Genomic DNA, 24,704 nt, shown 5'->3' with positions numbered 1-24,704 from the left:
CGCATGGCACGCCGCCGAGAGCGCACCCCGCGCCCGTCACGGATCAGCCGTCGCACCGGCGCCCTCGTGGCGCTGACCACGGCGGTCGTCGTGCTGTACGCGCTCCTCGTCCCGCTCCAGACGGTGCTCTCGGGCACGCCGCTGCCGCTGTCTTTCCTGCTCGGTGCCGCCGTGTGCGGGCCTCCCCTGCTCGTCCCCTCCCGTCCGCGGACCGCGATCGTCGTGTTCGCCGCCGGCGCCTTCCTGCTCCCTCTCCTCGTCGAGCCGGCGGGGGCGATCCAGTCCCCGTGGCCGTGGTCGGTACCGGCACTGCTCGCGTTCGTCCTCTTCGTGGGCGTGATGTCCTTCGTGCAGGGAGCCCGACTCGGCGCCCTCACCCTCGTGATCGGCGCACTCACCTCCCTGACGGCGCCCCTGCTGCGGCCGGACATGGTCGCGACACCGGCGAGCTCCGGGAGCGTCACCGCCAACCTGATCGTGACGACCTCGGTCGCCGCCGCGATGTTCCTCATCGCCGTCCTCGTCGCCGGCCGCGTGCGGGTGGCGGCCGAGCTGACCAGGGAGAAGGAGCACAGCGCCCTGGAGGAGTCGCGGCGCGCCCTCGTGGAGGAGCGCACCCGTATCGCCAGGGAGCTGCACGACGTCGTGGCGCACAGCATGTCGGTGATCCAGGTGCAGGCGTCGACCGCACGCTACCGGATCGCGGACCTCGATGCCGACGCGGCGGCCGAGTTCGACGACATCGCCGCCACCGCTCGCTCCTCGCTCACCGAGATGCGGCGCATGCTGGGGGTGCTCCGCACGGAGGACCAGCATGCCGAGCTCGCACCGCAGCAGGGACTGGACGACGTGCCGGCCCTCGTCGACACCATCCGACGCGCCGGCGTGGAGGTCGGTCTCGTGCTGGAGGGGATCGAGGCGGCCTCGGCCGCCGGACCCGGTGTGCAGATCGCCGCCTTCCGCATCGTGCAGGAGGCACTGAGCAACGCCGTCCGCCATGCCCCCGGAGCACGGGTCACCGTCCGCCTTCACGCCGATGCCGGCAGACTGCACATCCGGGTGCGCAACGCGGCACCCCCGCAGCCGGTCGAGAACCCCACCGGGGGCTACGGCCTCCGGGGAATGCGCGAGCGCGCAGAGCTGCTGGGCGGGAGCCTCGCGGCCGGCCCGTCCGACGACGGGGGCTGGACGGTCGACGCCACCCTGCCCCTGTCCCCCGCGGCATCAGCGGCCGCCCCGACCGCCCCGGCGGAAGACAAGGAGAACTCGTGACGATCAGCGTGCTCATCGCCGACGATCAGGCGATGGTCCGCGCCGGCTTCGCCGCCCTGCTGGACGCCCATGAGGGCATCCGCGTGGTGGGTCAGGCCGCGGACGGCGCAGAAGCCGTCACGCTCGCCGCGCGGCTCGACCCCGACGTCATCCTCATGGACGTCCGCATGCCGGAGCTCGACGGCATCGAGGCCACCCGGCGCATCCTGGGCCCGTCGTACCCGGCCGCGCACGTGCCGCGGATCCTCATGCTCACCACGTTCGACATCGACGACTACGTCTACGACGCCCTCGCCGCCGGCGCCAGCGGCTTCCTCCTCAAGGACGCCCTCCCGGAGGAGCTCGTGCATGCCGTCCGCGTGGTGGCGGGGGGCGATGCGCTCCTCGCCCCGAGCGTGACGCGGCGGATGATCGAACAGTTCGCCGGACGGCGGCCGGCATCACGCAGGTCAGCGACCGCCCTCGCCGATCTCACCGACCGGGAGCGCGAGGTGCTCGTCCTCATCGGCAAGGGCCGCTCCAACACGGAGATCGCGGGCGACCTGTTCATCGCCGAGCAGACCGTGAAGACCCACGTCGGCAAAGTGCTCGCGAAACTCGGTCTCCGCGACCGCGTGCACGCCGTCATCCTCGCCTACGACACCGGTCTGGTCGAACCCTCCGCCTGAGTCACCCCTGCGTAGGGGTCAGGACGGCACCACGGGGTGATGTCGTGCCGACCACCGCGTCCATAGCCTCCGAGGACACCGTTCCCAGGAGGACTCATGGTCATCGCCGCGGCTCCACGCCTCAGCACCCCCGCCCCCGCCGTATCCGCCCCCACCGGCCACCGCGACACCGGCATCGACGTCGTCCGGGCACTGTGCGTGCTCGGCGTCGTCCTGCTGCACGCCGTCATGGTGGGGGTCACGGTGTCCGAGTCCGGGCCGGTGTTCGAGAAGGCGAGCGACGGCACGGGCTGGATCGCGCCGCTGAGCTGGCTGCTGCAGGTGATGCCGCTCTTCTTCGTGATCGGAGGGTTCTCCGGACTCCTCGCCTACCGCCGCCTCCGCGACCGCGGCGGGAGCGCCACCGCCTTCGTGGCCGGTCGGGTGCACCGGCTCCTGCGTCCGGCCCTGTTCACCATCGCCGCGGTCGGCATCGCTCTCGCCGTGCTCACCGTCGTCGGGGTCTCCCCGGATCTCATCGCGGTCGCGGGTTTCCGGTACGGGCAGCCCCTGTGGTTCCTCGGGGTCTTCCTGCTGTGCCAGGCCCTCCTCCCCGTCTTCGTCGCGCTGCACGACCGCGCGCCGCTGCGGACCATCGCTCTCCTCGCCGCTGCGGCCGTCGCGGTCGACGTGCTGCGCGCCACGACCGGGAACGACGCCCTGGGTTTCCTCAACCTCGCCTTCGTCTGGCTGACGATGCAGCAGCTCGGGTTCTTCCTCGCCGACGGACGCGTGGATGCACTGCGGCCCGGAGTCCGCGTGGCGATCGGCACCGGCTCCCTCGGGCTCCTCGTCGCACTCTTCCTCGGGGGCGTGTACTCCCCCGACCTCATCGCCAACATCAACCCGCCGACAGCCGCCCTCCTGCTGGTCGGGCTCATCCACACGACCCTGTTCTCCCTGTACCGCGACCGGATCGGACGCTTCAGTCGGCACACCCCGGTGGCCGCGTTCACCGCGTTCGTGACCCGGCGCACGATGACCATCTACCTCTGGCACATGCCGGTGCTGTTGGTGATGGCCGGAGCGACAGCGCTGGCAGCGATCGTCGGGGGGCTCAGCCTGCCCGCACTCGACAGCGTGGAGTGGTGGGCAGCCCGCCCGCTGTGGCTGGTGACGGCACTCGTCCTCACCGCCCTGGTCGCCGTGCGCGTCGATCGCTTCGAGAACCACCCCTCGCCGACGGCGACGGACTCGCGCCGCCGCCTGGTGCTGGGGACCGCCGTGGGGCTCACGGCGGTGGTGCTGCTCCTCGTCCTCGGTACGACCGTCTCCACTGCGGCGCTCGCCGTGCTGCTGCTCGTGGCTGCGCTGCGGCTCGCCGGCCGCTCCGGGAGCGCCGTCCCCGCCCCCGCCGTCGTGGCGTGACCGTCAGCCGACCCCGCGGGCGGCGAGGGCATCACCGACCTGGTCCGCGTGGCGGAGCGTCATGACGAGCAGGGGCACCACGCCACGCACACCCAGTCGCACACCGCGGGCGCGCTCCGCATCGCGCACCCGCTGTGCGAAGCCCGCGACGACGGGCACCATCGTCAGGGTGAGCGACACCGCCATCGACACCGCCTCGGGGTCCACCCCGACACGGCGCAGCGGCCGCAGGAGGCGCTGCAGCACCTCCAGGAGGTCGGACATGCGCGTGGTCAGGGTGAGGAGCGCGGCGAGCAGCAGCAATGCGGCGACCCGCCCGGTGCTCATCCAGGCGGCCACGGGAGACACGAAGACGGCGAGGGCGATCGCGAGCACGAGCAGGACCGCACGCAGCCGCCACAGCTCGATCAGGGCGGCGGAGAGCGGCACACCTCCGATCGGGTAGAGCGCGAACACGGCCGCGAGGCAGACGGCGATGCTGACCGGCCCGTGCGGGAACAGGGTCATCGCGAGCGCCGCGAGGGCGAGGCCCGCCAGCTTCGGTCCGGCCGGCACCCTCGACAGGCGCCCCGGCACGAGCGGCCGGGACGGGATCACGCGCACAACCGGCGATAGCGCGCGATGACCGACTCGGGATCTCCCTGCTCGACGACGCGCCCGCCGTCGAAGAGGACGGCCGTGTCGCAGCGCGCGGCGAGCTCGAGATCGTGGGTGACGATGAGCACCTGCGCGTCCTGTTCCAGGAGGAGGTCTCCGATCCGCCGCGCGTTGCGCAGGTCGAGGAGCGTAGTCGGTTCGTCCGCCACGATCAGTGCCGGCTCGGAGAGGAGCACCGCGGCGAGGGCCAGCATCTGCTTCTGGCCTCCCGAGAGCGACGACGCCGGGATGTCGGCGTGGGCGCCGAGACCGTGCCGATCCAGCGTCTCCTGCACGCGGGCGGCGATGTCCCCACGGGGCCGCCCTCGGAGGGACAGCGCGAGATCCTCGGCCGGGGTCGGCATCAGGATCTGGGCATCCGGATCGGTGAAGACGAAGCCCACCCGGCGGCGGACGGCGGTCCGCTCTCGGAGCGCGTCGAGGCCGTGGACGGTGACCGTTCCCGTGGTCGGCGTCATGAGGCCGTTCAGCAATCGGGCGAACGTCGACTTCCCGGAGCCGTTCGCACCGATCACGGCGATGCGCGGCGCGGTGAGTTCCAGCGTCACGTCGTCGAGCAGAACGCGGCCGTCGACCGTCACGCCCACGCCGTCGAGACGCACCGTTCCCGGCTCCGCGAGCGTCGCGGTCGTCCCCGGCTGCCGCCTGCGCATTCATCCTCCTGAACACCGTTCACCTGAACGCCGTTCACTATAGTGGGGGCATGAGTCCCGACACGAATCCCGCCCGTCACGACCGGGACAGCGTCTCGCGGACGGCCCTCTCCCTCCTCGACGAGGTGGGGCTGGCCGACCTCTCCATGCGCCGCATCGCGGCTCGGCTCGACGTGCAGCCCAGCGCTCTCTACTGGCACGTGGCGAACAAGCAGGAGCTCCTCGCCGACCTCGCCGACCGGATCACCGCCGGGGTTCCCGCCGGAGACGGCGGGGTCCTCACGACTGCCCGCGCGCTCCGCGACGCCCTCTTCGCCTACCGCGACGGCGCGGAGCTCGTGCTCAGCACGTACGCGCTCCAGCTGGGCTCGGCCCACGCCCGCGAGGCTCTGGTCGCGGCCCTCCGCGCGGAGGGAGCTCAGGACGCCGAGGACCGCGGCGCCGCGATCCTGCATTTCGTGCTCGGTCATGCGACCCTCGTCCAGCAGCGGATGCACGCCGACAGTCACGGCGCCCTCCCGTCCTCCAGCGAGGTCGACGTCACGGCGGGTCTGGACCGGGTGTTCGACCTCGGTGTGATCGCCCTCGCCGGTGAGCTCAGCGCACCGAAGACTCCGCGGCGTGCCCGAGCCTGAGCCCGGGGATCACCGCGAGCAGCACCAGCCCGACGCCGAGGACGAACACGACCGCGAACGCATCCGCCCGGCCACCCAGAGTGGCGACGGCGAGCCCCGCCAGCGCGATCGCGACCGCCGAACCCGTCGCGTCCGAGATCGAGAGCGCCGAGGAGTTGAATCCCTGGTTCGTCTCATCCGAGTAGGCGAGGGTCAGCACGGTGAGCCGCGGGTACAGCAGCCCCATGCCGCCCCCGGCGAACGCCCACCCGACGATCACGAAGATCGGGGAGGCGTCGAACGCCGCGGCGGCCAGCACGCAGAGCATCGCCACGAGCAACGCTCCCAGGCTGAGAGCCGTGATGCGGTGGTTGCCCAGCCGCTCACCGTAGCGACCCTGCGCGGCGGACGCACCGGCCCACGCGAAGGCGGCCAGCATGAGGGCGACCCCGGCCCAGGTGGCGGAGAAGTCGAACTTCCGCATGAGCAGGTACGGGATGTAGGCCTCCGCGGCGAAGAACGCGCCGGCCGCCACGCCGCGCATGAGCACGACGCTGGGAAGGCCGGCGCCGGCGCGCAGCGTGCGTCGCGGCAGAAGGGGCAGCACGGCGACACCGATCGCGAGCACGGCTCCCAGCGCGACCGGCCAGCCGATCGCCGGATCGAGCTCGGCGGACAGTCCGATCACCACCGCGAGCACCGCGACGACGACGGCGAGCGAGAGGCGCGTGAGCAGCGCCCGCCGGTCCTGCGGCTCCCCGCGGCCGAGGTCGACACCGCGCAAGCGGATCGCGATCATGGAGAACGCGATCGCGGTCAGCACCGCCACGCCCAGGAACGCCCATCGCCAATCGAGGTACTCCGCCACCGCTCCCGCGAGGAAGGGCCCGATCATCGACGGCACCACCCAGGCGGCCGCGAATGCCGCGAACACCCGCCCGTGCAGGTACGGCGGATACAGCCGCGCGACGACGACGTACAGAGCGACGGTCTGGCCACCGGCACCGAGCCCCTGCACCAGTCGTCCGATCAGGAACTGGGGCATCGTCGCCGCGAGCCCGGAGATCAGCAGGCCGAGGATGAAGAGGGTGACGGCGGCGTACAGCGCGCCGCGCGGACCGCGCGCGTCCGACCAGGAACCGGCCGCGACCATCCCGATCACGCTGGTCGCGAGCGTGCCCGCGAAGGCGACGGCGTACAGCGACTGGCCGTCCAGGGCATCGCTGACGATCGGCATGACCGTCGTCACCGCGAGGGCCTCGATCGCGGCGAGGAAGATCAGGGCGACAGCGCCCAGAGTCACCCAGACCCGGCTGCGGTCCCAGATCGTGGCGGTCGGCTCCGCAGCCGTCATCGCTCGACGAGCGCGGCGATGCGCTCGATCGCCTCGGTGAGGATCTCGGGGCTGGTGCCGAAGTTGAGCCGCACGTGTCCGGCCCCTTCCTCCCCGAAGGCCGGGCCGAAGTGCAACGCGACCTTCGCCTCGCGGAGGATCTGCCGGGCGGGATTGTCGCCCCAGCCGAGTGCCGAGAGGTCGATCCACGCGAGGTACCCCGCGTCCGGAATGCGGTAGCGGGCGGCGGGCAGGTGACGGGCGAGGAGATCTTCCAGCAGCACGCGGTTCTCGTCGAGGGTGCGCAGGAGGCCGTCGAGCCAGGCGTCGCTCTCCTCCGAGAATGCGGCGACGGCCGCGAGCAGACCGAACTGTCCCGTCCGCCACTCCACCTCGACCGGCAGGTCGCGAACGACCGCGGACGTCTCTTCCGCGGCGGTCACCATGAGCGCGCACTTCAGTCCCGCGAGATTGAACGCCTTGCTCGCGCTGACGACGGCATAGCCGACCCGGGCTGCCGCGTCGCTCGTGGCGAGGAAGGGCGTGAAGCCCGCGCCGGGCTGCGCGAGCGGTGCATGGATCTCGTCGGAGACGATCGTCGCGCCGTACTCCTCGGCCAGTTCGGCCAGCGCGGACAGCGTCTCCCGATCGTGCACGGTGCCGGTCGGGTTGTGCGGGTTGCAGAGGAGCATGGCCGTCGCGCCGTCCTCGAAGGCGGCGCGGATCCCGTCGAGGTCGAGCTCCCAGCCGGTCCCCGTGTCGCGCAGCGGGACACGCTGCACCTCGGCTCCCGCCTCGGCGACGAGGTCGTAGAAGGGCGGGTAGACCGGAGGCGTCACGACGACGCGCTCCCCCGGCTGCGCGACGCGGCGGAGGATCTCGACGATGCCCATGCTCACGTCCGCCGTGCTGCGCATCCGTGCGGGGTCGGGACGCCAGCCGAAGCGGCGCTCCGCGAAACCCGCGTAGGCCTCCGCGAGCGGTGTCCGCGAGGCGATGTACCCGGTGTCCCCGAGGTCCAGCGCCCGCTGCAGAGCGGCGGTGATGGGCGGAGCGAGCGGGAAGTCCATCTCCGCGACGAAGAGGGGCAGCACGTCCTCGGGATACTCCCGCCACTTCTCGCTGGTGCGCTCGCGCAGCTCCGACAGCGGCAGGGCCTTGACCGACAGCATTCGTCCTCCGATTTCTCTCCGCGCCGATGCGGAGACGTCGAAGCGGGCGTGCCCGGCACGCCCGCTTCGTCTGGTGGTCAGGTGACCGGAACGCTCAGATCGCGAAGCCGAGAGCACGCATCATGTCGCGTCCGTCGTCCGTGATCCGCTCGGGTCCCCACGGCGGCATCCACACCCAGTTGATGCGGAAGCGGTCCACGACGTTGTCCAGGGCCTGCGCCGTCTGGTCTTCGAGGACATCCGTGAGCGGGCAGCCCGCACTGGTCAGCGTCATGTGGATGACGAGAGCGTCGTTCTCGTCATCCCAGGCGAGGTCGTAGATGAGCCCGAGGTCGACGACGTTGATCCCGAGCTCAGGATCCATCACGTCCTTGAGGGCCTCGGTGACCGCGTCGTACTTCTCGTCCGTCAGGGTCGCTGTCATGCGATCAGCCTACGCCTCGATGGGAGCGGAGGGGTCGAGGAACCGGTCGTAGCCCTCGTTCTCCAGACGGTCGGCGAGCTCGGGTCCGCCCTCCTCGACGATCTTGCCCGCGACGACCACGTGGACGTAGTCCGGGCGGATGTAGCGGAGGATCCGGGTGTAGTGCGTGATGAGCAGCACACCGAGACCGGTGGACTCCTTCGCGCGGTTGACACCCTCGGAGACGATCTTCAGCGCGTCCACGTCGAGGCCGGAGTCGGTCTCGTCGAGCACGGCGAACTTCGGCTTGAGCACCTCGAGCTGGAGGATCTCGTGGCGCTTCTTCTCGCCACCCGAGAAGCCCTCGTTGACGTTGCGCTGCGCGAACTTCGGGTCCATGCGGAGGTTGGCCATGGACTCCTTGACGTCCTTGGTCCACTGCCGGATCGAGGGCGCCTCGCCGTCGAGCGCGGTCTTCGCGGTGCGCAGGAAGTTCGTCACGGTCACGCCGGGGATCTCGACCGGGTACTGCATGGCGAGGAACAGGCCGGCGCGGGCGCGCTCGTCGACGCTCATCGCCAGGACGTCCTCACCGTCGAAGGTGATGGAGCCAGAGGTGACCGTGTACTTCGGGTGGCCGGCGATCGTGTAGGCCAGGGTGGACTTGCCGGAGCCGTTGGGGCCCATGATGGCGTGGGTCTCACCGGTGTTCATGGTGAGGGTGATTCCGTTGAGGATCGGGGTGGTCCCCGCCTCGGTCTCGACCGTCACATGCAGGTCGCGGATCTCGAGAACAGACATTCTTCAGACTTCCTTCGTCACAGCGGGATCGATGAGCACGTCGTCGCCGTCGATCTCGACGACGTAGACCGGAACGGGCTCATATGCGGGGAGATTCTGGGGCTTGCCGGTGATCAGGGAGAACGCCGAGCCATGAGCCCAGCACTCCACCGTGTCGCCTTCCACGAAGCCCTCGGACAGCGAGATGTCGCCGTGGGTGCAGGTGTCGCCGATGGCGTGGATGACGCCCTCGCCGTCCTTGATGACCGTGATCGGCACACCGTCCGGCTCGACGCGTAGCGGCGTGTCCTGCTCCAGCTCGGAGACGCCGCAGACGCGCTGCGCGGTCACGCGTTCACCTCGGCGAGCTCGGCCTCGATGGCGGCCAGCAGCTCCGACTCCAGGTCGGGGATGCCAAGGCGCAGCACGATGTCGGTGAGGAAGCCGAGAACCACCAGGCGGCGGGCCTCGTCCTCCGGGATGCCGCGAGCCTGGAGATAGAAGAGCTGCTCGTCGTCGAAGCGGCCGGTGGCACTCGCGTGCCCGGCGCCGACGATGTCGCCCGTCTCGATCTCGAGGTTCGGGATGGAGTCGGCGCGCGCGCCCTCCGTGAGCACCAGGTTGCGGTTGGCCTCGTACGAGTCGGTGCCGGTGGCATCCGCACCGATGAGCACGTCGCCGATCCACACGCTGTGGGCGCTCTCGCCCTGCAGCGCGCCCTTGTAGAGCACGTCGCCGGTCGTGTGCGGGCCCTTGTGGTGCAGGTACACCTGGCTCTCCAGGTGCTGGCCGGAGTCGGCGTAGGACAGCCCGTACAGGTAGCCCTCGGAGCCGGCACCGGCGAGCTCGACGCTCGGGTTCACGCGCACCACGCCGCCGCCGAAGCTCACGACGAAGTGCTTGAGCGTGGCGTCGGCCGCGACTCGCGCCTGGTGGGCGGCCGCGTGCACGGCGTCATCGTCCCACTGCTGCACGGAGACGACCGTGAGCTTCGCCCCGTCACGGACGATGATCTCGACGTTCTGGGCGTACTGCGCCGAGCCCTTGTGCTGCAGCACCACCGTGGCGGAGCTGTGCTCGAGGGCCTCGATCACGATGTGGGCATCCGCCCGGCGGTCGGCTCCGGTGCCCGTGAGCGACACGAAGATCGGCACCGCGACCTCCTCCTCGCGCGGGATGCGGATGTGCAGCGCCTCGGAGGCGCCCTGCCACGCGACGGCGGCCGTGATGTCCTCGGCGAGGAAGACCTCGCCACGCGGAGCGGTTCCCGCCGTGAGCGGTGCGGCGACGTACTGCTCGCCGGACGTGAAGGAGTACTGCACGCCCTCCTCGCCCTCCGCGGTGCGGAACAGCGGCGTGAGCGCGGCCACCGGCGTGTGCTTCCAGTTCACCTCGCGACCGGTCGGCGTGCCGAAGTCGCCCGGGTCGAACGAGTGCGGGCGCTCGGAGCGGGTCTGCACCGGGACGAATCCCGCGTCCGCCACCTGGGCGGCCGGGTCGATGTGCGCGTTCGTGTGCTGCGCCTCGCTGGGCGCTGTCGTCGAGGCCGCCATTTAGCCGACCGATCCTTCCATGCCCATCTCGATGAGCTTGTTCAGTTCCATCGCGTACTCCATGGGCAGCTCGCGCGCGATCGGCTCGATGAAGCCGCGCACGATCATCGCCATCGCCTCGTCCTCGGGCATGCCGCGGGACTGCAGGTAGAAGAGTTGCTCCTCGCTGACCTTGGAGACCGTGGCCTCGTGCCCGAGCTGCACGTCGTCGACACGGATGTCGATCGCCGGGTAGGTGTCGGAGCGCGACTTCGTGTCCACGAGGAGCGCGTCGCACCGGACGGTGTTCGCGGAGTGGTGGGCGGCGGCGTCGACACGGACCTCGCCGCGGTAGCCGGCACGGCCACCGCCACGCGCGATCGACTTCGAGACGATCGACGACTGCGTGTACGGCGCCATGTGGATCATCTTCGCGCCGGCGTCCTGGTGCTGGCCGGGACCGGCGAACGCGACGGAGAGGGTCTCGCCCTTGGCGTGCTCGCCCATCAGGTAGATCGACGGGTACTTCATCGTCACCTTGGAGCCGATGTTTCCGTCGACCCACTCCATGGTCGCGCCCTCGTGCGCCACGGCGCGCTTGGTGACCAGGTTGTAGACGTTGTTCGACCAGTTCTGGATCGTCGTGTAGCGCACGCGGGCGTTCTTCTTCACGATGATCTCGACGACGGCCGAGTGCAGGGAGTCCGACTTGTAGATCGGGGCCGTGCAGCCCTCGATGTAGTGGACGTAGCTGTCCTCGTCGGCGATGATCAGGGTCCGCTCGAACTGGCCCATGTTCTCGGTGTTGATCCGGAAGTACGCCTGCAGCGGGATCTCGACGTGCACGCCCTTGGGGACGTAGACGAACGATCCGCCCGACCAGACGGCGGTGTTCAGCGCGGCGAACTTGTTGTCGCCCGCCGGGATGACGGTGCCGAAGTACTCCTCGAAGAACTCGGGGTGCTCGCGGAGCGCCGTGTCGGTGTCCATGAAGATGACGCCCTGCTGCTCCAGGTCCTCGCGGATCTGGTGGTACACGACCTCGGACTCGTACTGCGCGGCGACGCCGGCGACGAGACGCTGACGCTCGGCCTCGGGGATGCCCAGGCGCTCGTACGTCTCGCGGATCTCCTCGGGGAGGTCTTCCCAGCTCTGCGCCTGCTTCTCGGTGGAGCGGACGAAGTACTTGATGTTGTCGAAGTCGATGTCGCTGAGGTCGGCGCCCCACGTCGGCATCGGCTTGCGGCCGAAGAGCTGATAGCCCTTGAGGCGGGTCTTCAGCATCCACTCCGGCTCGTTCTTGAGGGCCGAGATCCCGCGGACGACCTCTTCGGAGATCCCGCGTTTGGCGACGGCACCCGCGGCATCCTCATCGTGCCAGCCGAATTCGTACACCCCCAGACCATCGAGCTCCGGGCGGTCGATCAGCACATCCGACATGCAACACTCTCCTCACAGGTCCCAAACGGTGTCATCCGCCCCGACACACCTGATCCCCGTCGAGTCTGCGGGAGCGGGTGCCGTTGGTGGGCCCTCATCACGGGCGCTTCCATCGCGCCTAAACTGTTGACGATGCTTCAGCGCTGTCAGCGCTCATCGCAACAATCCGATTCTACAGGTTCCGCCTGACGGACGGGCCGTGCGCCACGTCTTCGACGGGCCGGAGGACTTATGCCCGAGACGACCATCCCCACCGCTTCGACGACGCGGGCGACCCCCTCCCCCCGCTCCGCCGTATGGGGTCGCGCGCTCACCGTCTTCGCCTGGCTGTCGTTCCTCAGCGAGACGATCATCATCGGCACCGGCGGCGCGGTGCGTCTGACGGGCTCCGGCCTCGGCTGCACCGAGTGGCCGCTGTGCACACCCGAGTCGCTCGTCCCGATCGTCGAGGTGCAGGGCATCCACGGGATGATCGAGTTCGGCAACCGGCTGATGACCGGCGTCGTCGGGATCATCGCGATCACCGTCGTCCTGCTCGTCCTGCACACCATCAGCGGCCGCCGGGCGCTCATCAACGCCCTGTGGTTCGCTGTCGGCGGTCTCGCCGGGGCGGCGGTCGCCTTCGCCCTGGTCTCGCTCACCGACTTCCCGGCGTTCCCCGTCGCCTCCGCCGTGCTCCTGATCGCGGTGATCGCGGCCGCGGTCCACTCGGTCCGCACGACGCCCGCCCGGCGGGACCTCGTCCTCCTCGCCTGGCTCGTGCTGATCGGCGTCGTCGCGCAGGCCTTGGTCGGCGGCATCACCGTGCTCACGGGCCTGAACCCCTTCATCGTCGGGTTCCACTACACGTCGTCGCTCCTGCTCGTCTGCATCACCGCCGCGTTCCTCGTGCGGCTGGCGACTCCGGAAGGACCGCGCGAACGGGCCGTCCCCACCTGGTTCGCGATCGTGACGCACATCACCGGCCTCGCCCTGGCCGTGACCATCCTGTTCGGCGTGCTGACGACCGGCTCCGGCCCGCACTCCGGCGACGCCGACGTGTTGCGTCGCGGCTTCGACGCCACGGTCCTCGCCCATGTCCACTCCTGGCCGGGCTACATCCTCGCCGCGCTCGTGCTCTTCCTGACGGTGTCCGCCTGGGTCCTGCGTCTCGAGCCCCGCCGGTGGCTGCTCGTGCTCGTCATCGCGATCCTCGTGCAGGTCGCCGTCGGCGTCTGGCAGGCGCGAGAAGGGCTTCCGCCCGTGCTCGTGGGCATCCACATGGTCCTGGCATCGCTCTCCGCCGCGACTTACACCGTCGTCGTGCTGCACCTCAAGCGCACCGCGTCCGTCGTACCCGCCCCTGCCGACTGACCTGCCGCACAGACGATCCATAGCGCGCGCACCGGGCGCTCATCACCGCATCGACCATCGTGGTCGACATGAACAAGACACTCACCCGCAGCGCCGGGTTCTGGCTCCTCATCGTCGTTTCCCTCGCCGCGGTCGGAGTCGGCGGCTGGATGATCGCCGGACAGGTCGGCACGATGACCACGACCCTGATGGACGGCACCGCCACCGGTGTCGAGGTGTACGTCGGTCAGTCGCTCGTCGTCGTCGGCGCCGTCGTCCTCGGCGCGGGCCTGGTGGGCCTGCTCCTGTCGCTCGGCCTCGTCGCCGCGCGCACGCTGGTCGCCACCCCCGTCACCGCCGCGCCGATCGTCGAGCAGGAGGCGCCGATCATCCAGGACGAGACGGCCGAGACGGTCTCAGACCCGCGCGAGGAGCCCGCTCTCCCGACCGCCGCCGCAGAGTTCGCAGAGCCGCAGGTCGATGCGGAGCCGGCGTCCGCGGAGCCCCAGGCCGACGAGGATCAGAAGGGCAGCAGCGGGTCGATCGCCACGGCGACGAACAGCAGCGTCAGGTAAGTGATCGAGGCGTGGAAGACCCGCATCGGCCGCGCCTCGGTCCCCCGCACCGCCTGGTTGTACAGGCGGTGCGATTCGTAGATGAACCAGCCGCCGAAGACCAGGGCGGAGACGGTGTAGACGAGGCCCATGCCGGCGATCGGCACGAGCAGCAGCGAGCAGGCGACCGTGGCCCACGCGTACAGGATGACCTGCAGGCCGACCTGCGACGCGTTACGGGTGACGCCGAGCATGGGCACGTCGACGTCGTCGTAGTCGTCCTTGTACTTCATCGACAGCGGCCAGTAGTGCGGCGGCGTCCAGAGGAAGACGAGCAGGAACAGGATGAAGGCGGGCCAGTCGAGCGATCCGGTGACGGCAGACCAGCCGATAAGGACCGGGAAGCAGCCCGCGATGCCGCCCCAGATGATGTTCTGCTCGGTACGGCGCTTGAGGATCATCGTGTAGATCACGACGTAGAAGAAGATCGCGGAGGCCGACAGGACCGCCGTGAGCCAGTTCGTGGTGAACCAGAGCCACACGGTCGACACGATCGCGAGCGTCCACGAGAAGATCAGGGCACCGCGCGGGCTGACCTCGCCGGTCACGAGCGGGCGGTTCTCCGTACGGTGCATGTGCGCGTCGATGTCGCGATCGAGGTACATGTTGAACGCGCCGGCGGAACCGGCGCTCATGGACCCGCCGATGACGGTCGCGAGGACCAGCCAGAGATCGGGCAGCCCACCCTGCGCGAGGAACATGACCGGAACGGTCGAGACGAGGAGGAGTTCGAGGACTCGGGGCTTCGTCAGAGTGACGTAGGCGCTCACCGTGCGACCGATGGACGACTTCCGTACGGTCTGATCAGACATCGTCGAGATCTCGATCGCCTCCTCCGCGCGCGTTACCGGACAACCTCTCCAGTGTATGACACGCCGTGACGCCTTCCGCGCCTTCCGGCCCCCGGCCGCCGGGACCGTCACCGCTATGCTGAGAGCACTCGCGCGCCCGGTGCTGCGCACAAACCCGCCCGTCTTCGGACGATGCGGGATGCGCCAGGGAAGTTGCGGATGCGCCAGGGAATACCGGCGCCCTCGAAACTGTCGGAAAGGGCATGAACGTGTCGGAATTGCAGTGGGACGAGATCGATCGACGCGCGGTGGACACCGCCCGGATCCTGGCGGCCGATGCGGTCGAAAAGGTCGGCAACGGTCATCCCGGCACGGCGATGAGTCTGGCCCCCGCCGCCTATCTGCTGTACCAGCGTGTGCTGCGGCATGACCCGACCGACACCGACTGGCTCGGCCGTGACCGCTTCATCCTGTCGGTCGGCCACTCGTCGCTGACGCAGTACGTGCAGCTCTACCTCGGCGGGTTCGGGCTCGAGCTCGACGACCTCAAGGCGCTCCGCACCTGGGGCTCGAAGACCCCCGGACACCCCGAGTACGGCCACACCAAGGGTGTCGAGATCACGACGGGCCCGCTGGGCCAGGGCCTCGCGTCGGCGGTCGGCTTCGCGTACGCCGCCCGCTACGAGCGCGGCCTCTTCGACCCCGAGGCCGCAGCGGGCACGAGCCCGTTCGACCACTTCGTCTACGTGATCGCAGGCGACGGCGACCTGCAGGAGGGCGTCACCAGCGAGGCCTCCTCGCTCGCCGGCCACCAGCAGCTCGGCAACCTCATCGCGATCTACGACTCCAATCAGATCTCCATCGAGGACGACACGAACGTCGCCTTCACCGAGGACGTCGCCGCTCGCTACGAGGCCTACGGCTGGCACGTGCAGACCGTGGACTGGAAGAGGACCGGCGAGTACGTGGAGGACGTCGCCGAGCTCCACGCCGCGATCGAGGCGGCCAAGGGCGAGACCGACAAGCCGTCGCTCATCATCCTCAAGACCATCATCGGCTGGCCGGCCCCCGGTAAGCAGAACACCGGGAAGATCCACGGATCGGCACTCGGAGCCGACGAGCTCGCCGCCACCAAGAAGGTCCTCGGGTTCGACCCGGAGCAGACCTTCGTGGTCGCCGATGACGTGCTGGAGCGCACCCGCGGCCTCGCGGAGCGCGCCGCCGAGGCCCGCGCCGCCTGGCAGGAGTCGTTCGACGCCTGGGCGGCCGCCAACCCCGAGCGCAAGGCCCTGCTCGACCGCGTCGAGGCGCACGAGCTTCCCACCGACATCGCGGACGCGCTCCCGGTGTTCGAAGCCGGCAAGGACGTCTCCACCCGCGCCGCGTCCGGCCAGGTCATCAACGCGCTGGCGGCGCAGCTCCCCGAGCTCTGGGGCGGCTCCGCCGACCTCGCCGAGTCGAACCTCACGACGATCAAGGACGCACCGTCGTTCATCCCCGCCGAGTGGTCGACGCACGAGTGGTCGGGCGCCCCGTACGGCCGGGTGCTCCACTTCGGCATCCGCGAGCACGCGATGGGCGCGATCGTCAACGGCATCGTGCTGCACGGGCCCACGCGCGCCTTCGGGGGCACGTTCCTCATCTTCAGCGACTACATGCGTCCGGCCGTGCGCCTTGCCGCGCTGATGAACGTGCCGAGCGTCTTCGTCTGGACGCACGACTCGGTCGCCCTCGGCGAGGACGGCCCGACGCACCAGCCGATCGAGCAGCTCGCGACGCTGCGCGCGATCCCGAACCTGGCCGTCGTCCGTCCGGCGGACGCCAACGAGACGGCCGCCGTGTGGCTCGAGATCCTCCGGCGCCACGAGGGCCCGGCCGGCATCGCGCTGACCCGCCAGAACATCCCGGTGTTCCCGCGCGGCGAGGGCGAGGCTTCGGGCGATACCTTCGCCTCCGCCGCCCAGGCTGCCAAGGGCGCCTACGTCCTGGCCGAAGCGCCGAACGGCACGCCGGACGTCATCATCGTGGCCACCGGCTCCGAGGTGCAGCTCGCGGTGAACGCCCGCGAGGTGCTCGGCGGCGAGGGCGTGAACGTCCGCGTCGTCTCCGCCCCCTCGCTGGAGTGGTTCGCGGAGCAGGACGAGGCCTACCGCGAAAGCGTGCTGCCGGCGTCCGTCACCGCCCGCGTGTCGGTCGAGGCCGGTTCCGTGCTCACGTGGCGCGGCATCGTCGGCGACCGCGGTCGCTCGGTCGGCATCGACCACTTCGGCGCCTCCGCCGACTACAAGACCCTCTTCGAGAAGTTCGGCATCACCACCGAGGCCGTCGTCGCGGCCGCCCGCGAGACCATCAAGGAGAACGCATGAGCACCCCCACCGCCCAGCTCGCCGCCGCCGGCGTCAGCATCTGGCTCGACGACCTCTCGCGCACCCGCATCTCCTCCGGCAACCTCGCCGAGCTGATCGCGTCGCGCAACGTCGTGGGCGTCACCACGAACCCGACCATCTTCGCGAACGCGATCACGGACAAGAACGACACGTCCTACGACGCGCAGGTCACCGAGCTCGCCGCGTCCGGAGCTTCCGCCGAGGACGCCGTGTTCGCCGCGACGACCCAGGACGTCCGTGCCGCGCTCGACGTCTTCCGCCCGGTGTGGGAGGAGTCCGGCCACGTCGACGGTCGCGTCTCGATCGAGGTCTCCCCCGACCTCGCCCACGACACCGACGGCACCGTGGCGCAGGCCAAGGAGCTCTGGGACCGGATCGACCGGCCCAACCTCCTCGTGAAGATCCCGGCGACCAAGGCTGGCCTCCCGGCCATCACCGAGGCGATCGCGAACGGCATCAGCGTCAACGTGACCCTCATCTTCAGCCTGGAGCGCTACGCCGAGGTCATCGAGGCGTACCTCACCGGCCTCGAGCGTGCCAAGGAGGCGGGCATCGATCTGTCCACCATCCACTCGGTGGCCTCGTTCTTCGTCTCCCGGGTGGACACGGAGACGGACAAGCGCCTGACCGCGATCGGCACGGACGCCGCCGCCGCGCTGAAGAGCAAGGCGGGACTCGCGAACGCCCGACTCGCCTACGAGCTCTTCGAGAAGACGTTCGCCGAGAAGCGCGCGCAGGATCTCCTCGCCGCCGGCGCCAACGTCCAGCGCCCGCTGTGGGCGTCCACCGGCGTGAAGGACCCGGCGCTGCCGGACACCCTCTACGTCACGGAGCTCGTCGCGGACGGCGTCGTGAACACGATGCCGGAGAAGACCCTCGAGGCGACGTTCGACCACGCCGTCGTCACGGGAGACACCATCACCGGCGGCTACGAGGAGGCCCGCGAGGTCTTCGCCGGGCTCGCCGAGGTGGGCGTCGACTTCGACGCCGTCACCGAGGTGCTCGAGGAGGAGGGGGTCGCGAAGTTCATCGACTCCTGGCACGATCTGCTCGCGCAGGTCACCGAGGCTCTGGAGGCGCAGCGATGACCTTCGCCATCCACGCATCGGGCGCGGCGCGCGTCGCGATCGAGGAGACCGTGCCCGCCTTGGTCCACGACCTCGTCGCCTCCCGCATCACCGGTGGCGACGCCACGCTCTGGGGTCCGGCCGCCGAGGCCGAGGCTTCGGTCCGCCTCGGCTGGGTCGAGGCCGTCTCGGTCTCCCGCCCGCTGGTCGCGGAGATCGTCGCGCTGCGCGAGGAACTCGCGGCGAAGGGCGTCACCCGCGTGGTGCTGGCCGGAATGGGCGGCTCGTCGCTCGCTCCCGAGGTCATCGCGCAGACGTCCGGCGTCCCGCTCACGATCCTCGACTCCACCGCCCCGGGTCAGGTGCTCGCCGCCCTCGACGAGGGTCTCGCCGAGACGGTCCTCGTCGTGTCGTCGAAGTCGGGCTCCACGGTCGAGACCGACTCGCAGCGCCGGACCTTCGAGGCCGCCTTCCGCGACCTCGGTATCGATCCCACCGAGCGGATCGTCGTGGTCACGGACCCCGGCTCCCCGCTCGACACCTCGGCACGCGAGGCCGGCTACCGGGTCTTCAACGCCGACCCGAACGTGGGCGGCCGCTACTCGGCGCTGACCGCCTTCGGTCTCGTCCCCTCGGGACTCGCCGGCGTCGACATCGACGAGCTCCTGGACGAGGCCGAGGCCTCGCTGCTCGAGGTGGCCGTGGACTCCGCCGACAACCCCGCACTCCGTCTCGGAGCCGCGATCGCCGCCACGAGCCCCCGCCGCGACAAGCTGGGTCTGATCACCGACGGCACGCACATCAAGGGGCTGCCGGACTGGATCGAGCAGCTGATCGCCGAGTCCACGGGCAAGGAGGGCACGGGCATCCTCCCGGTCGTCCTGCTCCCGGTCTCGCCGGAGCTGGACCCGGTCCCCGCCGACCTCCAGATCGTGCGTCTCGTCGACGACGCCAACGAGTTCCACCTGCACGAACGGCACGAGGGCGAGATCCTCGTCAGCGGCACGCTCGGCGCGCAGTTCATCGTCTGGGAGTACGCCACGGCGATCGCCGGGCACCTCCTCGGGATCAACCCGTTCGACCAGCCCGACGTCGAGTCGGCCAAGGTCGCCGCCCGAGGTCTGCTCGACGCGCGCCCGGAGCCGACGGCTCCCGCGTTCGTCGAGAACGGTGTCGAGGTCCGGGTCTCCGACCCCGCCCTCGCCGCGTCGGGAACGGTCGAAGGCGTGCTGGACGCTCTCTGGGCGCAGCTCCCCGCCGACGGCTACGTGTCCATCCAGGCGTACGTCAACCGCCTCGAGGTGCCGCAGCTCCAGGGTCTGCGCGAACTCGTCGCCGCCGACTCGGGGCGCCCGACCACGTTCGGCTGGGGACCGCGCTTCCTGCACTCCACGGGCCAGTACCACAAGGGCGGCCCCGCCCAGGGCGTGTTCCTGCAGATCCTGGAGCGCACGGACGTGGACCTCGAGATCCCCAACCGCCCGTTCACGTTCGGGCAGCTCATCCAGGCGCAGGCGGCCGGCGACGCGGGCGTGCTCGCGGAGCACGGACGGCCCGTCGTCTCGCTGACGATCACCGAGTCCTCGGACGACGTGCTCGCCCTCTTCGAAGCCGCACAGAAGTAATCGCAGGAGAGCCCCCACCGATGTCTGTACCCATCTCGCGCGGGCACAACCCGCTGCGCGACCCCGACGATCGTCGTCTCAACAGGATCGCGGGGCCCAGCGCCCTCGTGATCTTCGGCGTGACCGGTGATCTGTCCCGCAAGAAGCTCATGCCGGCGGTCTACGATCTCGCGAACCGAGGGCTGCTGCCGCCCGGCTTCGCGCTCGTGGGCTTCGCCCGCCGCGACTGGGAGGACCAGGACTTCGCCCAGGTCGTCTACGACGCGGTGAAGCAGCATGCCCGCACGCCGTTCCGCGAGGAGACCTGGACGCAACTGCTCCAGGGCATCCGGTTCGTCTCCGGCGAGTTCGACAACCCCGACTCCTTCCGCAAGCTGCGGGAGACCGTCGAGAAGCTCGACGTGGAGCGCGGGACCATGGGCAACCACGCCTACTACCTCTCCATCCCGCCGAAGGACTTCCCGCTCGTCGCGAAGCAGCTCAAGGATTCGGGCCTCGTGGGCGAGGACGCGGACGACGACGAGCGCTGGCGGCGCGTCGTCATTGAGAAGCCGTTCGGGCACGACCTCGAGTCGGCCCGCGCTCTCAACGCCGCCCTCGAGGTCGCGTTCCCTGCGGACTCGATCTTCCGCATCGACCACTACCTCGGCAAGGAGACGGTGCAGAACATCCTCGCGCTGCGCTTCGCCAACGAGCTGTACGAGCCGATCTGGAACCGCAACTACGTCGACCACGTGCAGATCACGATGGCCGAGGACATCGGCGTCGGCGGTCGCGCGGGGTACTACGACGGGATCGGCGCCGCACGCGACGTCATCCAGAACCACCTGCTCCAGCTCCTCGCGCTCACTGCGATGGAGGAGCCCATCAGCCTCTCCGCCGAGCACCTGCGAGCAGAGAAGGAGAAGGTCCTCGCGGCGGTGCACGTGCCGGAGGATCTGTCCCTCGCCACCGCGCGCGGGCAGTACGCCGGCGGCTGGCAGGGCGGTGAGAAGGTCACCGGCTTCCTCGACGAGGACGGGATGGACCCCGAGTCGACGACCGAGACCTACGCGGCGATCAAGCTGGAGATCGACACCCGGCGCTGGGCCGGCGTGCCGTTCTATCTGCGGACGGGCAAGCGCCTGGGCCGACGCGTGACCGAGATCGCGGTGGTGTTCAACCGCGCACCGCAGCACCTGTTCGGCCGCGGCAACGCCTCGGAGCTCGGTCAGAATGCGCTCGTGATCCGCGTGCAGCCCGACGAAGGCGTCACGATCCGCTTCGGCTCGAAGGTGCCGGGCAACGGGACGAACGTCCGCGACGTGACGATGGACTTCGGCTACGGCCACGCGTTCACGGAGGCGAGCCCGGAGGCGTACGAGCGTCTGATCCTCGACGTCCTCCTGGGCGACCCGCCGCTCTTCCCGCGGCACGAGGAGGTCGAGCTCTCCTGGAAGATCCTCGACCCGGTGGAGAAGTACTGGGCCGCCCAGGGCGGCCCAGTGGAGCAGTACGCGCCCGGCTCGTGGGGACCGGCCTCGGCCGACGACCTGCTGGCCCGCGACGGACGAGTCTGGAGACGCCCGTGATCATCGACCTTCCCGACACGACCGTCAGCCAGGTCGCGAAGCAGCTCGTCAAGGTGCGCGAGGAGGGCGGCGCCGTCGCCCTCGGCCGCGTCCTCACCCTCGTCATCTCGGCCCGCAAGGGGGTCGCCGAGGCCGCCATCGATGCCGCGAACGATGCGTCGCGCGAGCACCCGATGCGCGTGATCGTGCTGACCACCGGCGACGGCGAGTCCCGACTGGACGCGCAGATCCGCGTGGGCGGCGACGCCGGTGCGAGCGAGGTCGTCGTGCTGCACGCGCACGGCGACGCCGCGAGCAACGAGGAGAGCCTCCTCACCGGTCTGCTCCTCCCCGACGCGCCGGTGGTGGCGTGGTGGCCGGATGAGGCTCCCACCGCTCCGGCGACGTCGCCTCTCGGCCGCATCGCCCAGCGCCGGATCACCGACGCCGCGACGTCCCCCGACGTCCGCGACCGGCTCGCGCTCCTCGGGCGCACGCACGCCCCGGGCGACACCGACCTGGCCTGGACGCGCCTGACGCACTGGCGCGAGCAGCTGGCCGCGGTGCTGGACCAGCCGCCGTACGAGACCATCACCGCCGTCGAGGTCCGCGGGGCGAGCGCCTCGCCGTCCACGGCGCTGCTCGCCGCCTGGCTGCAGATGGCACTCGACGTCCCGGTCCGGTGGTCGTACGAGGACCCGGAGCACTGGCAGGAGGGCATCAAGTCGGTGCGCCTCACGCGCGAGTCCGGCGACATCCTGCTCGAGCGGCCGTCGCCGGGCGTGGCCGTGCTCACCCAGCCCGACCAGCCCGATCACGACCTCCACCTGCCGCGGCGCACGCTGCGCGAGTGCCTTGCCGAGGAGCTGCGCCGGCTCGACCCCGACGTCCTGTACGGTCGAGTGATCACGGAGGGCTGGGAGAAACTCGGTCCGCCCGAGACAGGAGAGTGACCTCGATGCCGGGATCGTCCGCAGAGAAGCGGGTCGTGGTCGAATCCACCCCGACCACCCTCGCCCTCCGGGTCGCCGATCGCTTCCTCACCCGCGTCCGCGCGCGCACGCGCAACGGCCGGCTGGCTCACATCGCCCTGACGGGCGGGTCGATGGGCGGCGCCGTGCTGCGCGCTGTCCGGGAGAATCCGCGAGCCGCCGAGATCGACTGGTCCCTCGTCCACTTCTGGTGGGGCGACGAGCGGTATGTACCGCGGGACGACGCGGACCGGAACGCTCTCCAGTCCCGGGAGGCGCTGCTCGATCACATCGACGTCCCGGCGGAGAACGTGCACGAGGTCGCCGGCTCCGACAGCGGACTCGACCTCGATCAAGCCGCCGCCGCGTATGCCGCCGAGCTCGCCCGTTTCGGCACCGAGGAGCACCCGTGGCCGTCGTTCGCGGTGTGTTTCCTCGGCGTCGGTCCCGACGGTCACATCGCCTCGCTCTTCCCGGACCGCGAGGAGGTCACCGTGACCGACGCCGCGGCCCTCCCGGTGCGGGACTCCCCCAAGCCTCCGCCCGAGCGGGTGACCCTCACCCGCCCTGTGCTGAATGCCTCCAAGCGCGTGTGGCTGGTCCTGACCGGTGCCGACAAGGCCTCCGCGCTGGGCCTCGCTCTCGCCGGCGCCAGTTACACGAGCGTTCCGGCAGCCGGGGCGAAGGGGCGCAAGCGGACGGTGTTCTTCGTCGACGAGGCGGCGGCATCCGAGGTCTCACCCGACCTCATCGACCAGGCCTACTGAGCGTCGGGGTCGCGCGTCTCGCGCGGGTCCGACTGCTCCGGCGCGCCCGATGACGGCGCCGCAGGCGGGGCCACGGGATCACTCCCCCTGGTGATGCCGAGGTCCTGGCTCTCGCTGAGGACCTGCGGATGGAACCGGGCGAGCCCGACGACACCCCAGACGGCGATGCCGCCGGCGACTCCGAAGATGATGAAGACCCACCACGGCGCCGCCGCGGCCTCGCCGAGCACGAGCATGCCGATGAGCACGGCCACCATGGGGTCGACCACTGTCAGACCGGCGATGACGAGGTCAGGGGGACCGGAGCTGTAGGCGGTCTGCACGAAGTACGCGCCGGCGGCACCCGCAGAGAGCAACGCGAGCAGGCAGACCGCGGTGATCCACTCGAACTGGCCGGCCTCGATGCGCTTGATGATGACCTTCGCGAGGGTGGCGACGAAACCGTAGAGGATGCCGGCGCCGATGATGTAGAACAGCGCCCGCATCCGGTGCCGGAGGATGAGCCAGCACGCCCCGAGCACGATGATCACGACGAGCAGGATCGCGAGGATGACGAACAGCTCGCGGTCCGTGACCTCCTTCTCCGTGGCGTAGATCGCGGCGAAGAACACGAACAGGAAGATGCCGCCGACACAGGCGATGATCGCGGTGAGGGACTGCCGCGTGGGGGCGTGGCCTGAGATGCGGGCATTGAGCAGCGTCGTGATGACCAGCGCGATGGCGCCGAGCGGCTGCACCACGATGAGGGGCGCCTTGACGAGGGCGGCGAGCTGGCAGACGATCGCGAGACCCAGCATGAGCGTCCCGACCACCCACGATGGTCGCGTGAACAGGCGCTTGAGCTGATCGAAGCTGAGGCCGGCGGCACCGTCGGAGCCACTGAGCCGCTCGACCTTCTCCACGCCCCGGTGCTGATACTGCGCGCCGAGCGACATGAACACGGCACCGGCGAGAGCCAGCGGGATCCCCAGGAGCAGATCTGGGTTCTGGAACGCGCCGACCAGCTGGTCGCCGACGTCCTCGACCGTCCCCATCCACACCCCTGCACTCACAGTACGACCCTACCCGGAGAGTGCCGCCGACTAGGGTTGTGACGTGGCTGTCCTTCCGATTCGCATCATGGGCGATCCCGTCCTGCACTCCCCCGCCTCCCCCGTCGAGGCCATCACCGACGAGATCCGCACCCTCGTCGCGGACATGTTCGAGACCATGGACGCCGCGCCCGGCGTCGGCCTCGCCGCTCCGCAGGTCGGGGTGCCGCTGCGGATCTACACGTACTCGTACGTCGACGACGACGACCAGCCGTGGCGCGGTGTGCTCATCAATCCGGAACTGTGGATGACGCCGACGGAACCGGGCGCTCCCGACCCCGAGCTCGAGTCCGAGGGCTGCCTGTCCTTCCCCGGCGAGCGGTTCCCGTTGCGCCGGTCCGACCGCGTGCGCGTGACGGCGACGGACCTGGACGGTGGCCCCGTCACGCTCGAGGTGGACGGCTGGCGCGCGCGCATCATGCAGCACGAGTTCGACCACCTCGACGGCGTGCTCTACATCGATCGCCTCTCGGACTCCGACTGGAAGACCACGCAGAAGATCGCCCGCAAGCGCGGCTGGGGGCGACCGGGGGCCAGCTGGCTCCCCGGCGTCGACGACCTCGAGGGCTGATCGCATT

Annotated in this window: 24 protein-coding genes; 13 read left to right on the top strand and 11 right to left on the bottom strand. The window is 70.3% G+C overall.

Translation table 11 applies throughout. From position 1 onward, the window contains the following. Positions 1-3: 3 nt before the first annotated feature. The 3 genes from M4D53_RS04685 to M4D53_RS04675 all read left to right on the top strand — a co-directional run bounded on the left by M4D53_RS04685 (position 4) and on the right by M4D53_RS04675 (position 3,347). The gene (locus M4D53_RS04685; RefSeq protein WP_259952265.1) at positions 4-1,272 is read left to right on the top strand and encodes a sensor histidine kinase; all 1,269 of its coding nucleotides are present in this window, start codon (positions 4-6) and stop codon (positions 1,270-1,272) included. Then, a complete protein-coding gene (locus M4D53_RS04680; protein ID WP_062634324.1) occupies positions 1,269-1,940 on the top strand; it encodes a response regulator in 672 nt (223 codons plus the stop codon). Before M4D53_RS04685 ends, M4D53_RS04680 begins: the two co-directional genes overlap by 4 nt. 96 nt (positions 1,941-2,036) lie before the next feature. Continuing rightward, on the top strand, positions 2,037-3,347 hold the full coding sequence (locus M4D53_RS04675) for an acyltransferase family protein (protein WP_259952262.1): 1,311 nt from the start codon (positions 2,037-2,039) through the stop codon (positions 3,345-3,347). A 3-nt stretch (positions 3,348-3,350) separates the two neighbouring features. Here the strand turns inward: M4D53_RS04675 and M4D53_RS04670 are convergent, their stop codons facing one another. Beyond that, entirely contained in the window at positions 3,351-3,944 is a 594-nt protein-coding gene (locus M4D53_RS04670; RefSeq protein ID WP_259952261.1) for a CbiQ family ECF transporter T component, read from the bottom strand. Next, complete coding sequence (locus M4D53_RS04665; protein WP_259952259.1) at positions 3,941-4,657, bottom strand: energy-coupling factor ABC transporter ATP-binding protein; 717 nt, start codon at positions 4,655-4,657, stop codon at positions 3,941-3,943. The genes M4D53_RS04670 and M4D53_RS04665 overlap by 4 nt, the downstream gene beginning before the upstream one ends. Before the next feature lie 50 nt (positions 4,658-4,707). On the opposite strand from M4D53_RS04665, the gene M4D53_RS04660 reads away from it, so the two are divergent. Then, positions 4,708-5,292 carry a TetR family transcriptional regulator gene (locus tag M4D53_RS04660; RefSeq protein WP_187661628.1) on the top strand — a complete coding sequence of 195 codons (585 nt, stop codon included), beginning with the start codon at positions 4,708-4,710 and terminating at the stop codon, positions 5,290-5,292. Here M4D53_RS04660 and M4D53_RS04655 read toward each other — a convergent pair. The 7 genes from M4D53_RS04655 to sufB form a co-directional block, all read right to left on the bottom strand. Next, entirely contained in the window at positions 5,255-6,625 is a 1,371-nt protein-coding gene (locus tag M4D53_RS04655) for an MFS transporter (RefSeq protein WP_259952256.1), read from the bottom strand. The two genes, M4D53_RS04660 and M4D53_RS04655, sit on opposite strands and share 38 nt — an antisense overlap. Continuing rightward, positions 6,622-7,776, bottom strand: a complete 1,155-nt coding sequence (locus M4D53_RS04650; RefSeq protein WP_259952254.1) for a MalY/PatB family protein — start codon at positions 7,774-7,776, stop codon at positions 6,622-6,624. The genes M4D53_RS04655 and M4D53_RS04650 overlap by 4 nt, the downstream gene beginning before the upstream one ends. Positions 7,777-7,870: 94 nt before the next feature. After that, positions 7,871-8,200: a metal-sulfur cluster assembly factor gene (locus M4D53_RS04645; RefSeq protein ID WP_017202280.1), complete on the bottom strand. Its 330-nt coding sequence runs from the start codon at positions 8,198-8,200 to the stop codon at positions 7,871-7,873. 9 nt (positions 8,201-8,209) lie between these two features. Next, a complete protein-coding gene (gene sufC / locus M4D53_RS04640; RefSeq protein WP_025103648.1) occupies positions 8,210-8,980 on the bottom strand; it encodes a Fe-S cluster assembly ATPase SufC in 771 nt (256 codons plus the stop codon). Between the two features lie 3 nt (positions 8,981-8,983). Continuing rightward, complete coding sequence (locus M4D53_RS04635) at positions 8,984-9,310, bottom strand: non-heme iron oxygenase ferredoxin subunit (protein WP_025103649.1); 327 nt, start codon at positions 9,308-9,310, stop codon at positions 8,984-8,986. Continuing rightward, positions 9,307-10,512 (bottom strand): Fe-S cluster assembly protein SufD, encoded by a 1,206-nt coding sequence (sufD, locus tag M4D53_RS04630; RefSeq protein WP_259952252.1) that lies wholly within the window; start codon positions 10,510-10,512, stop codon positions 9,307-9,309. Before sufD ends, M4D53_RS04635 begins: the two co-directional genes overlap by 4 nt. Further along, on the bottom strand, positions 10,513-11,931 hold the full coding sequence (gene sufB / locus M4D53_RS04625; protein ID WP_136052486.1) for a Fe-S cluster assembly protein SufB: 1,419 nt from the start codon (positions 11,929-11,931) through the stop codon (positions 10,513-10,515). Positions 11,932-12,162: 231 nt separating this feature from the next. Between sufB and M4D53_RS04620 the strand changes: the two genes are divergently transcribed. After that, complete coding sequence (locus M4D53_RS04620) at positions 12,163-13,284, top strand: COX15/CtaA family protein (protein ID WP_259952249.1); 1,122 nt, start codon at positions 12,163-12,165, stop codon at positions 13,282-13,284. 68 nt (positions 13,285-13,352) lie between these two features. Continuing rightward, complete coding sequence (locus M4D53_RS04615; RefSeq protein ID WP_259952247.1) at positions 13,353-13,838, top strand: hypothetical protein; 486 nt, start codon at positions 13,353-13,355, stop codon at positions 13,836-13,838. Here M4D53_RS04615 and M4D53_RS04610 read toward each other — a convergent pair. Continuing rightward, positions 13,784-14,689, bottom strand: coding sequence for a heme o synthase (locus M4D53_RS04610; RefSeq protein ID WP_187661634.1), 906 nt, complete (start codon positions 14,687-14,689; stop codon positions 13,784-13,786). The genes M4D53_RS04615 and M4D53_RS04610 overlap by 55 nt on opposite strands. A gap of 248 nt (positions 14,690-14,937) precedes the next feature. Here M4D53_RS04610 and tkt point away from each other — a divergent pair, with 248 nt between their 5' ends. Genes tkt through pgl form a run of 6 tightly spaced genes read left to right on the top strand, consistent with a single transcriptional unit; the run spans position 14,938 to position 23,035 of the window. Further along, positions 14,938-17,034: a transketolase gene (gene tkt, locus M4D53_RS04605; protein ID WP_259952472.1), complete on the top strand. Its 2,097-nt coding sequence runs from the start codon at positions 14,938-14,940 to the stop codon at positions 17,032-17,034. After that, complete coding sequence (gene tal, locus M4D53_RS04600; RefSeq protein WP_247641010.1) at positions 17,031-18,143, top strand: transaldolase; 1,113 nt, start codon at positions 17,031-17,033, stop codon at positions 18,141-18,143. The genes tkt and tal overlap by 4 nt, the downstream gene beginning before the upstream one ends. Continuing rightward, positions 18,140-19,747, top strand: coding sequence for a glucose-6-phosphate isomerase (locus M4D53_RS04595; protein ID WP_259952244.1), 1,608 nt, complete (start codon positions 18,140-18,142; stop codon positions 19,745-19,747). The genes tal and M4D53_RS04595 overlap by 4 nt, the downstream gene beginning before the upstream one ends. Before the next feature lie 20 nt (positions 19,748-19,767). Further along, positions 19,768-21,318, top strand: coding sequence for a glucose-6-phosphate dehydrogenase (zwf, locus tag M4D53_RS04590; RefSeq protein WP_187661638.1), 1,551 nt, complete (start codon positions 19,768-19,770; stop codon positions 21,316-21,318). Then, entirely contained in the window at positions 21,315-22,250 is a 936-nt protein-coding gene (locus M4D53_RS04585; RefSeq protein WP_187661639.1) for a glucose-6-phosphate dehydrogenase assembly protein OpcA, read from the top strand. The genes zwf and M4D53_RS04585 overlap by 4 nt, the downstream gene beginning before the upstream one ends. A 5-nt stretch (positions 22,251-22,255) precedes the next feature. Next, positions 22,256-23,035, top strand: a complete 780-nt coding sequence (pgl, locus tag M4D53_RS04580; protein WP_187661640.1) for a 6-phosphogluconolactonase — start codon at positions 22,256-22,258, stop codon at positions 23,033-23,035. Here the strand turns inward: pgl and M4D53_RS04575 are convergent. After that, a complete protein-coding gene (locus M4D53_RS04575; RefSeq protein ID WP_259952471.1) occupies positions 23,029-24,069 on the bottom strand; it encodes a DMT family transporter in 1,041 nt (346 codons plus the stop codon). The two genes, pgl and M4D53_RS04575, sit on opposite strands and share 7 nt — an antisense overlap. Before the next feature lie 61 nt (positions 24,070-24,130). On the opposite strand from M4D53_RS04575, the gene def reads away from it, so the two are divergent. Further along, the gene (gene def, locus M4D53_RS04570; RefSeq protein WP_187661641.1) at positions 24,131-24,697 is read left to right on the top strand and encodes a peptide deformylase; all 567 of its coding nucleotides are present in this window, start codon (positions 24,131-24,133) and stop codon (positions 24,695-24,697) included. The last annotated feature ends 7 nt before the right edge of the window (positions 24,698-24,704 follow it).

Source organism: Microbacterium meiriae, from assembly GCF_025143875.1.
Lineage (GTDB): Bacteria > Actinomycetota > Actinomycetes > Actinomycetales > Microbacteriaceae > Microbacterium > Microbacterium meiriae.
This window is presented reverse-complemented; position numbering and strand designations above follow the sequence as displayed.

What these genes read in the sequence shown, in the direction of transcription:
- M4D53_RS04645 (WP_017202280.1), bottom strand. Translation starts at nt 8,200, where the DNA reads ATGACAGCGACCCTGACGGACGAGAAGTACGACGCGGTCACCGAGGCC.
- M4D53_RS04675 (WP_259952262.1), top strand. Translation starts at nt 2,037, where the DNA reads ATGGTCATCGCCGCGGCTCCACGCCTCAGCACCCCCGCCCCCGCCGTA.
- M4D53_RS04685 (WP_259952265.1), top strand. Translation starts at nt 4, where the DNA reads ATGGCACGCCGCCGAGAGCGCACCCCGCGCCCGTCACGGATCAGCCGT.
- sufD (WP_259952252.1), bottom strand. Translation starts at nt 10,512, where the DNA reads ATGGCGGCCTCGACGACAGCGCCCAGCGAGGCGCAGCACACGAACGCG.
- M4D53_RS04610 (WP_187661634.1), bottom strand. Translation starts at nt 14,689, where the DNA reads ATGTCTGATCAGACCGTACGGAAGTCGTCCATCGGTCGCACGGTGAGC.
- sufC (WP_025103648.1), bottom strand. Translation starts at nt 8,980, where the DNA reads ATGTCTGTTCTCGAGATCCGCGACCTGCATGTGACGGTCGAGACCGAG.
- sufB (WP_136052486.1), bottom strand. Translation starts at nt 11,931, where the DNA reads ATGTCGGATGTGCTGATCGACCGCCCGGAGCTCGATGGTCTGGGGGTG.
- pgl (WP_187661640.1), top strand. Translation starts at nt 22,256, where the DNA reads ATGCCGGGATCGTCCGCAGAGAAGCGGGTCGTGGTCGAATCCACCCCG.
- tal (WP_247641010.1), top strand. Translation starts at nt 17,031, where the DNA reads ATGAGCACCCCCACCGCCCAGCTCGCCGCCGCCGGCGTCAGCATCTGG.
- M4D53_RS04655 (WP_259952256.1), bottom strand. Translation starts at nt 6,625, where the DNA reads ATGACGGCTGCGGAGCCGACCGCCACGATCTGGGACCGCAGCCGGGTC.
- M4D53_RS04660 (WP_187661628.1), top strand. Translation starts at nt 4,708, where the DNA reads ATGAGTCCCGACACGAATCCCGCCCGTCACGACCGGGACAGCGTCTCG.
- M4D53_RS04650 (WP_259952254.1), bottom strand. Translation starts at nt 7,776, where the DNA reads ATGCTGTCGGTCAAGGCCCTGCCGCTGTCGGAGCTGCGCGAGCGCACC.
- M4D53_RS04595 (WP_259952244.1), top strand. Translation starts at nt 18,140, where the DNA reads ATGACCTTCGCCATCCACGCATCGGGCGCGGCGCGCGTCGCGATCGAG.
- zwf (WP_187661638.1), top strand. Translation starts at nt 19,768, where the DNA reads ATGTCTGTACCCATCTCGCGCGGGCACAACCCGCTGCGCGACCCCGAC.
- M4D53_RS04620 (WP_259952249.1), top strand. Translation starts at nt 12,163, where the DNA reads ATGCCCGAGACGACCATCCCCACCGCTTCGACGACGCGGGCGACCCCC.
- M4D53_RS04615 (WP_259952247.1), top strand. Translation starts at nt 13,353, where the DNA reads ATGAACAAGACACTCACCCGCAGCGCCGGGTTCTGGCTCCTCATCGTC.
- M4D53_RS04575 (WP_259952471.1), bottom strand. Translation starts at nt 24,069, where the DNA reads ATGGGGACGGTCGAGGACGTCGGCGACCAGCTGGTCGGCGCGTTCCAG.
- M4D53_RS04665 (WP_259952259.1), bottom strand. Translation starts at nt 4,657, where the DNA reads ATGCGCAGGCGGCAGCCGGGGACGACCGCGACGCTCGCGGAGCCGGGA.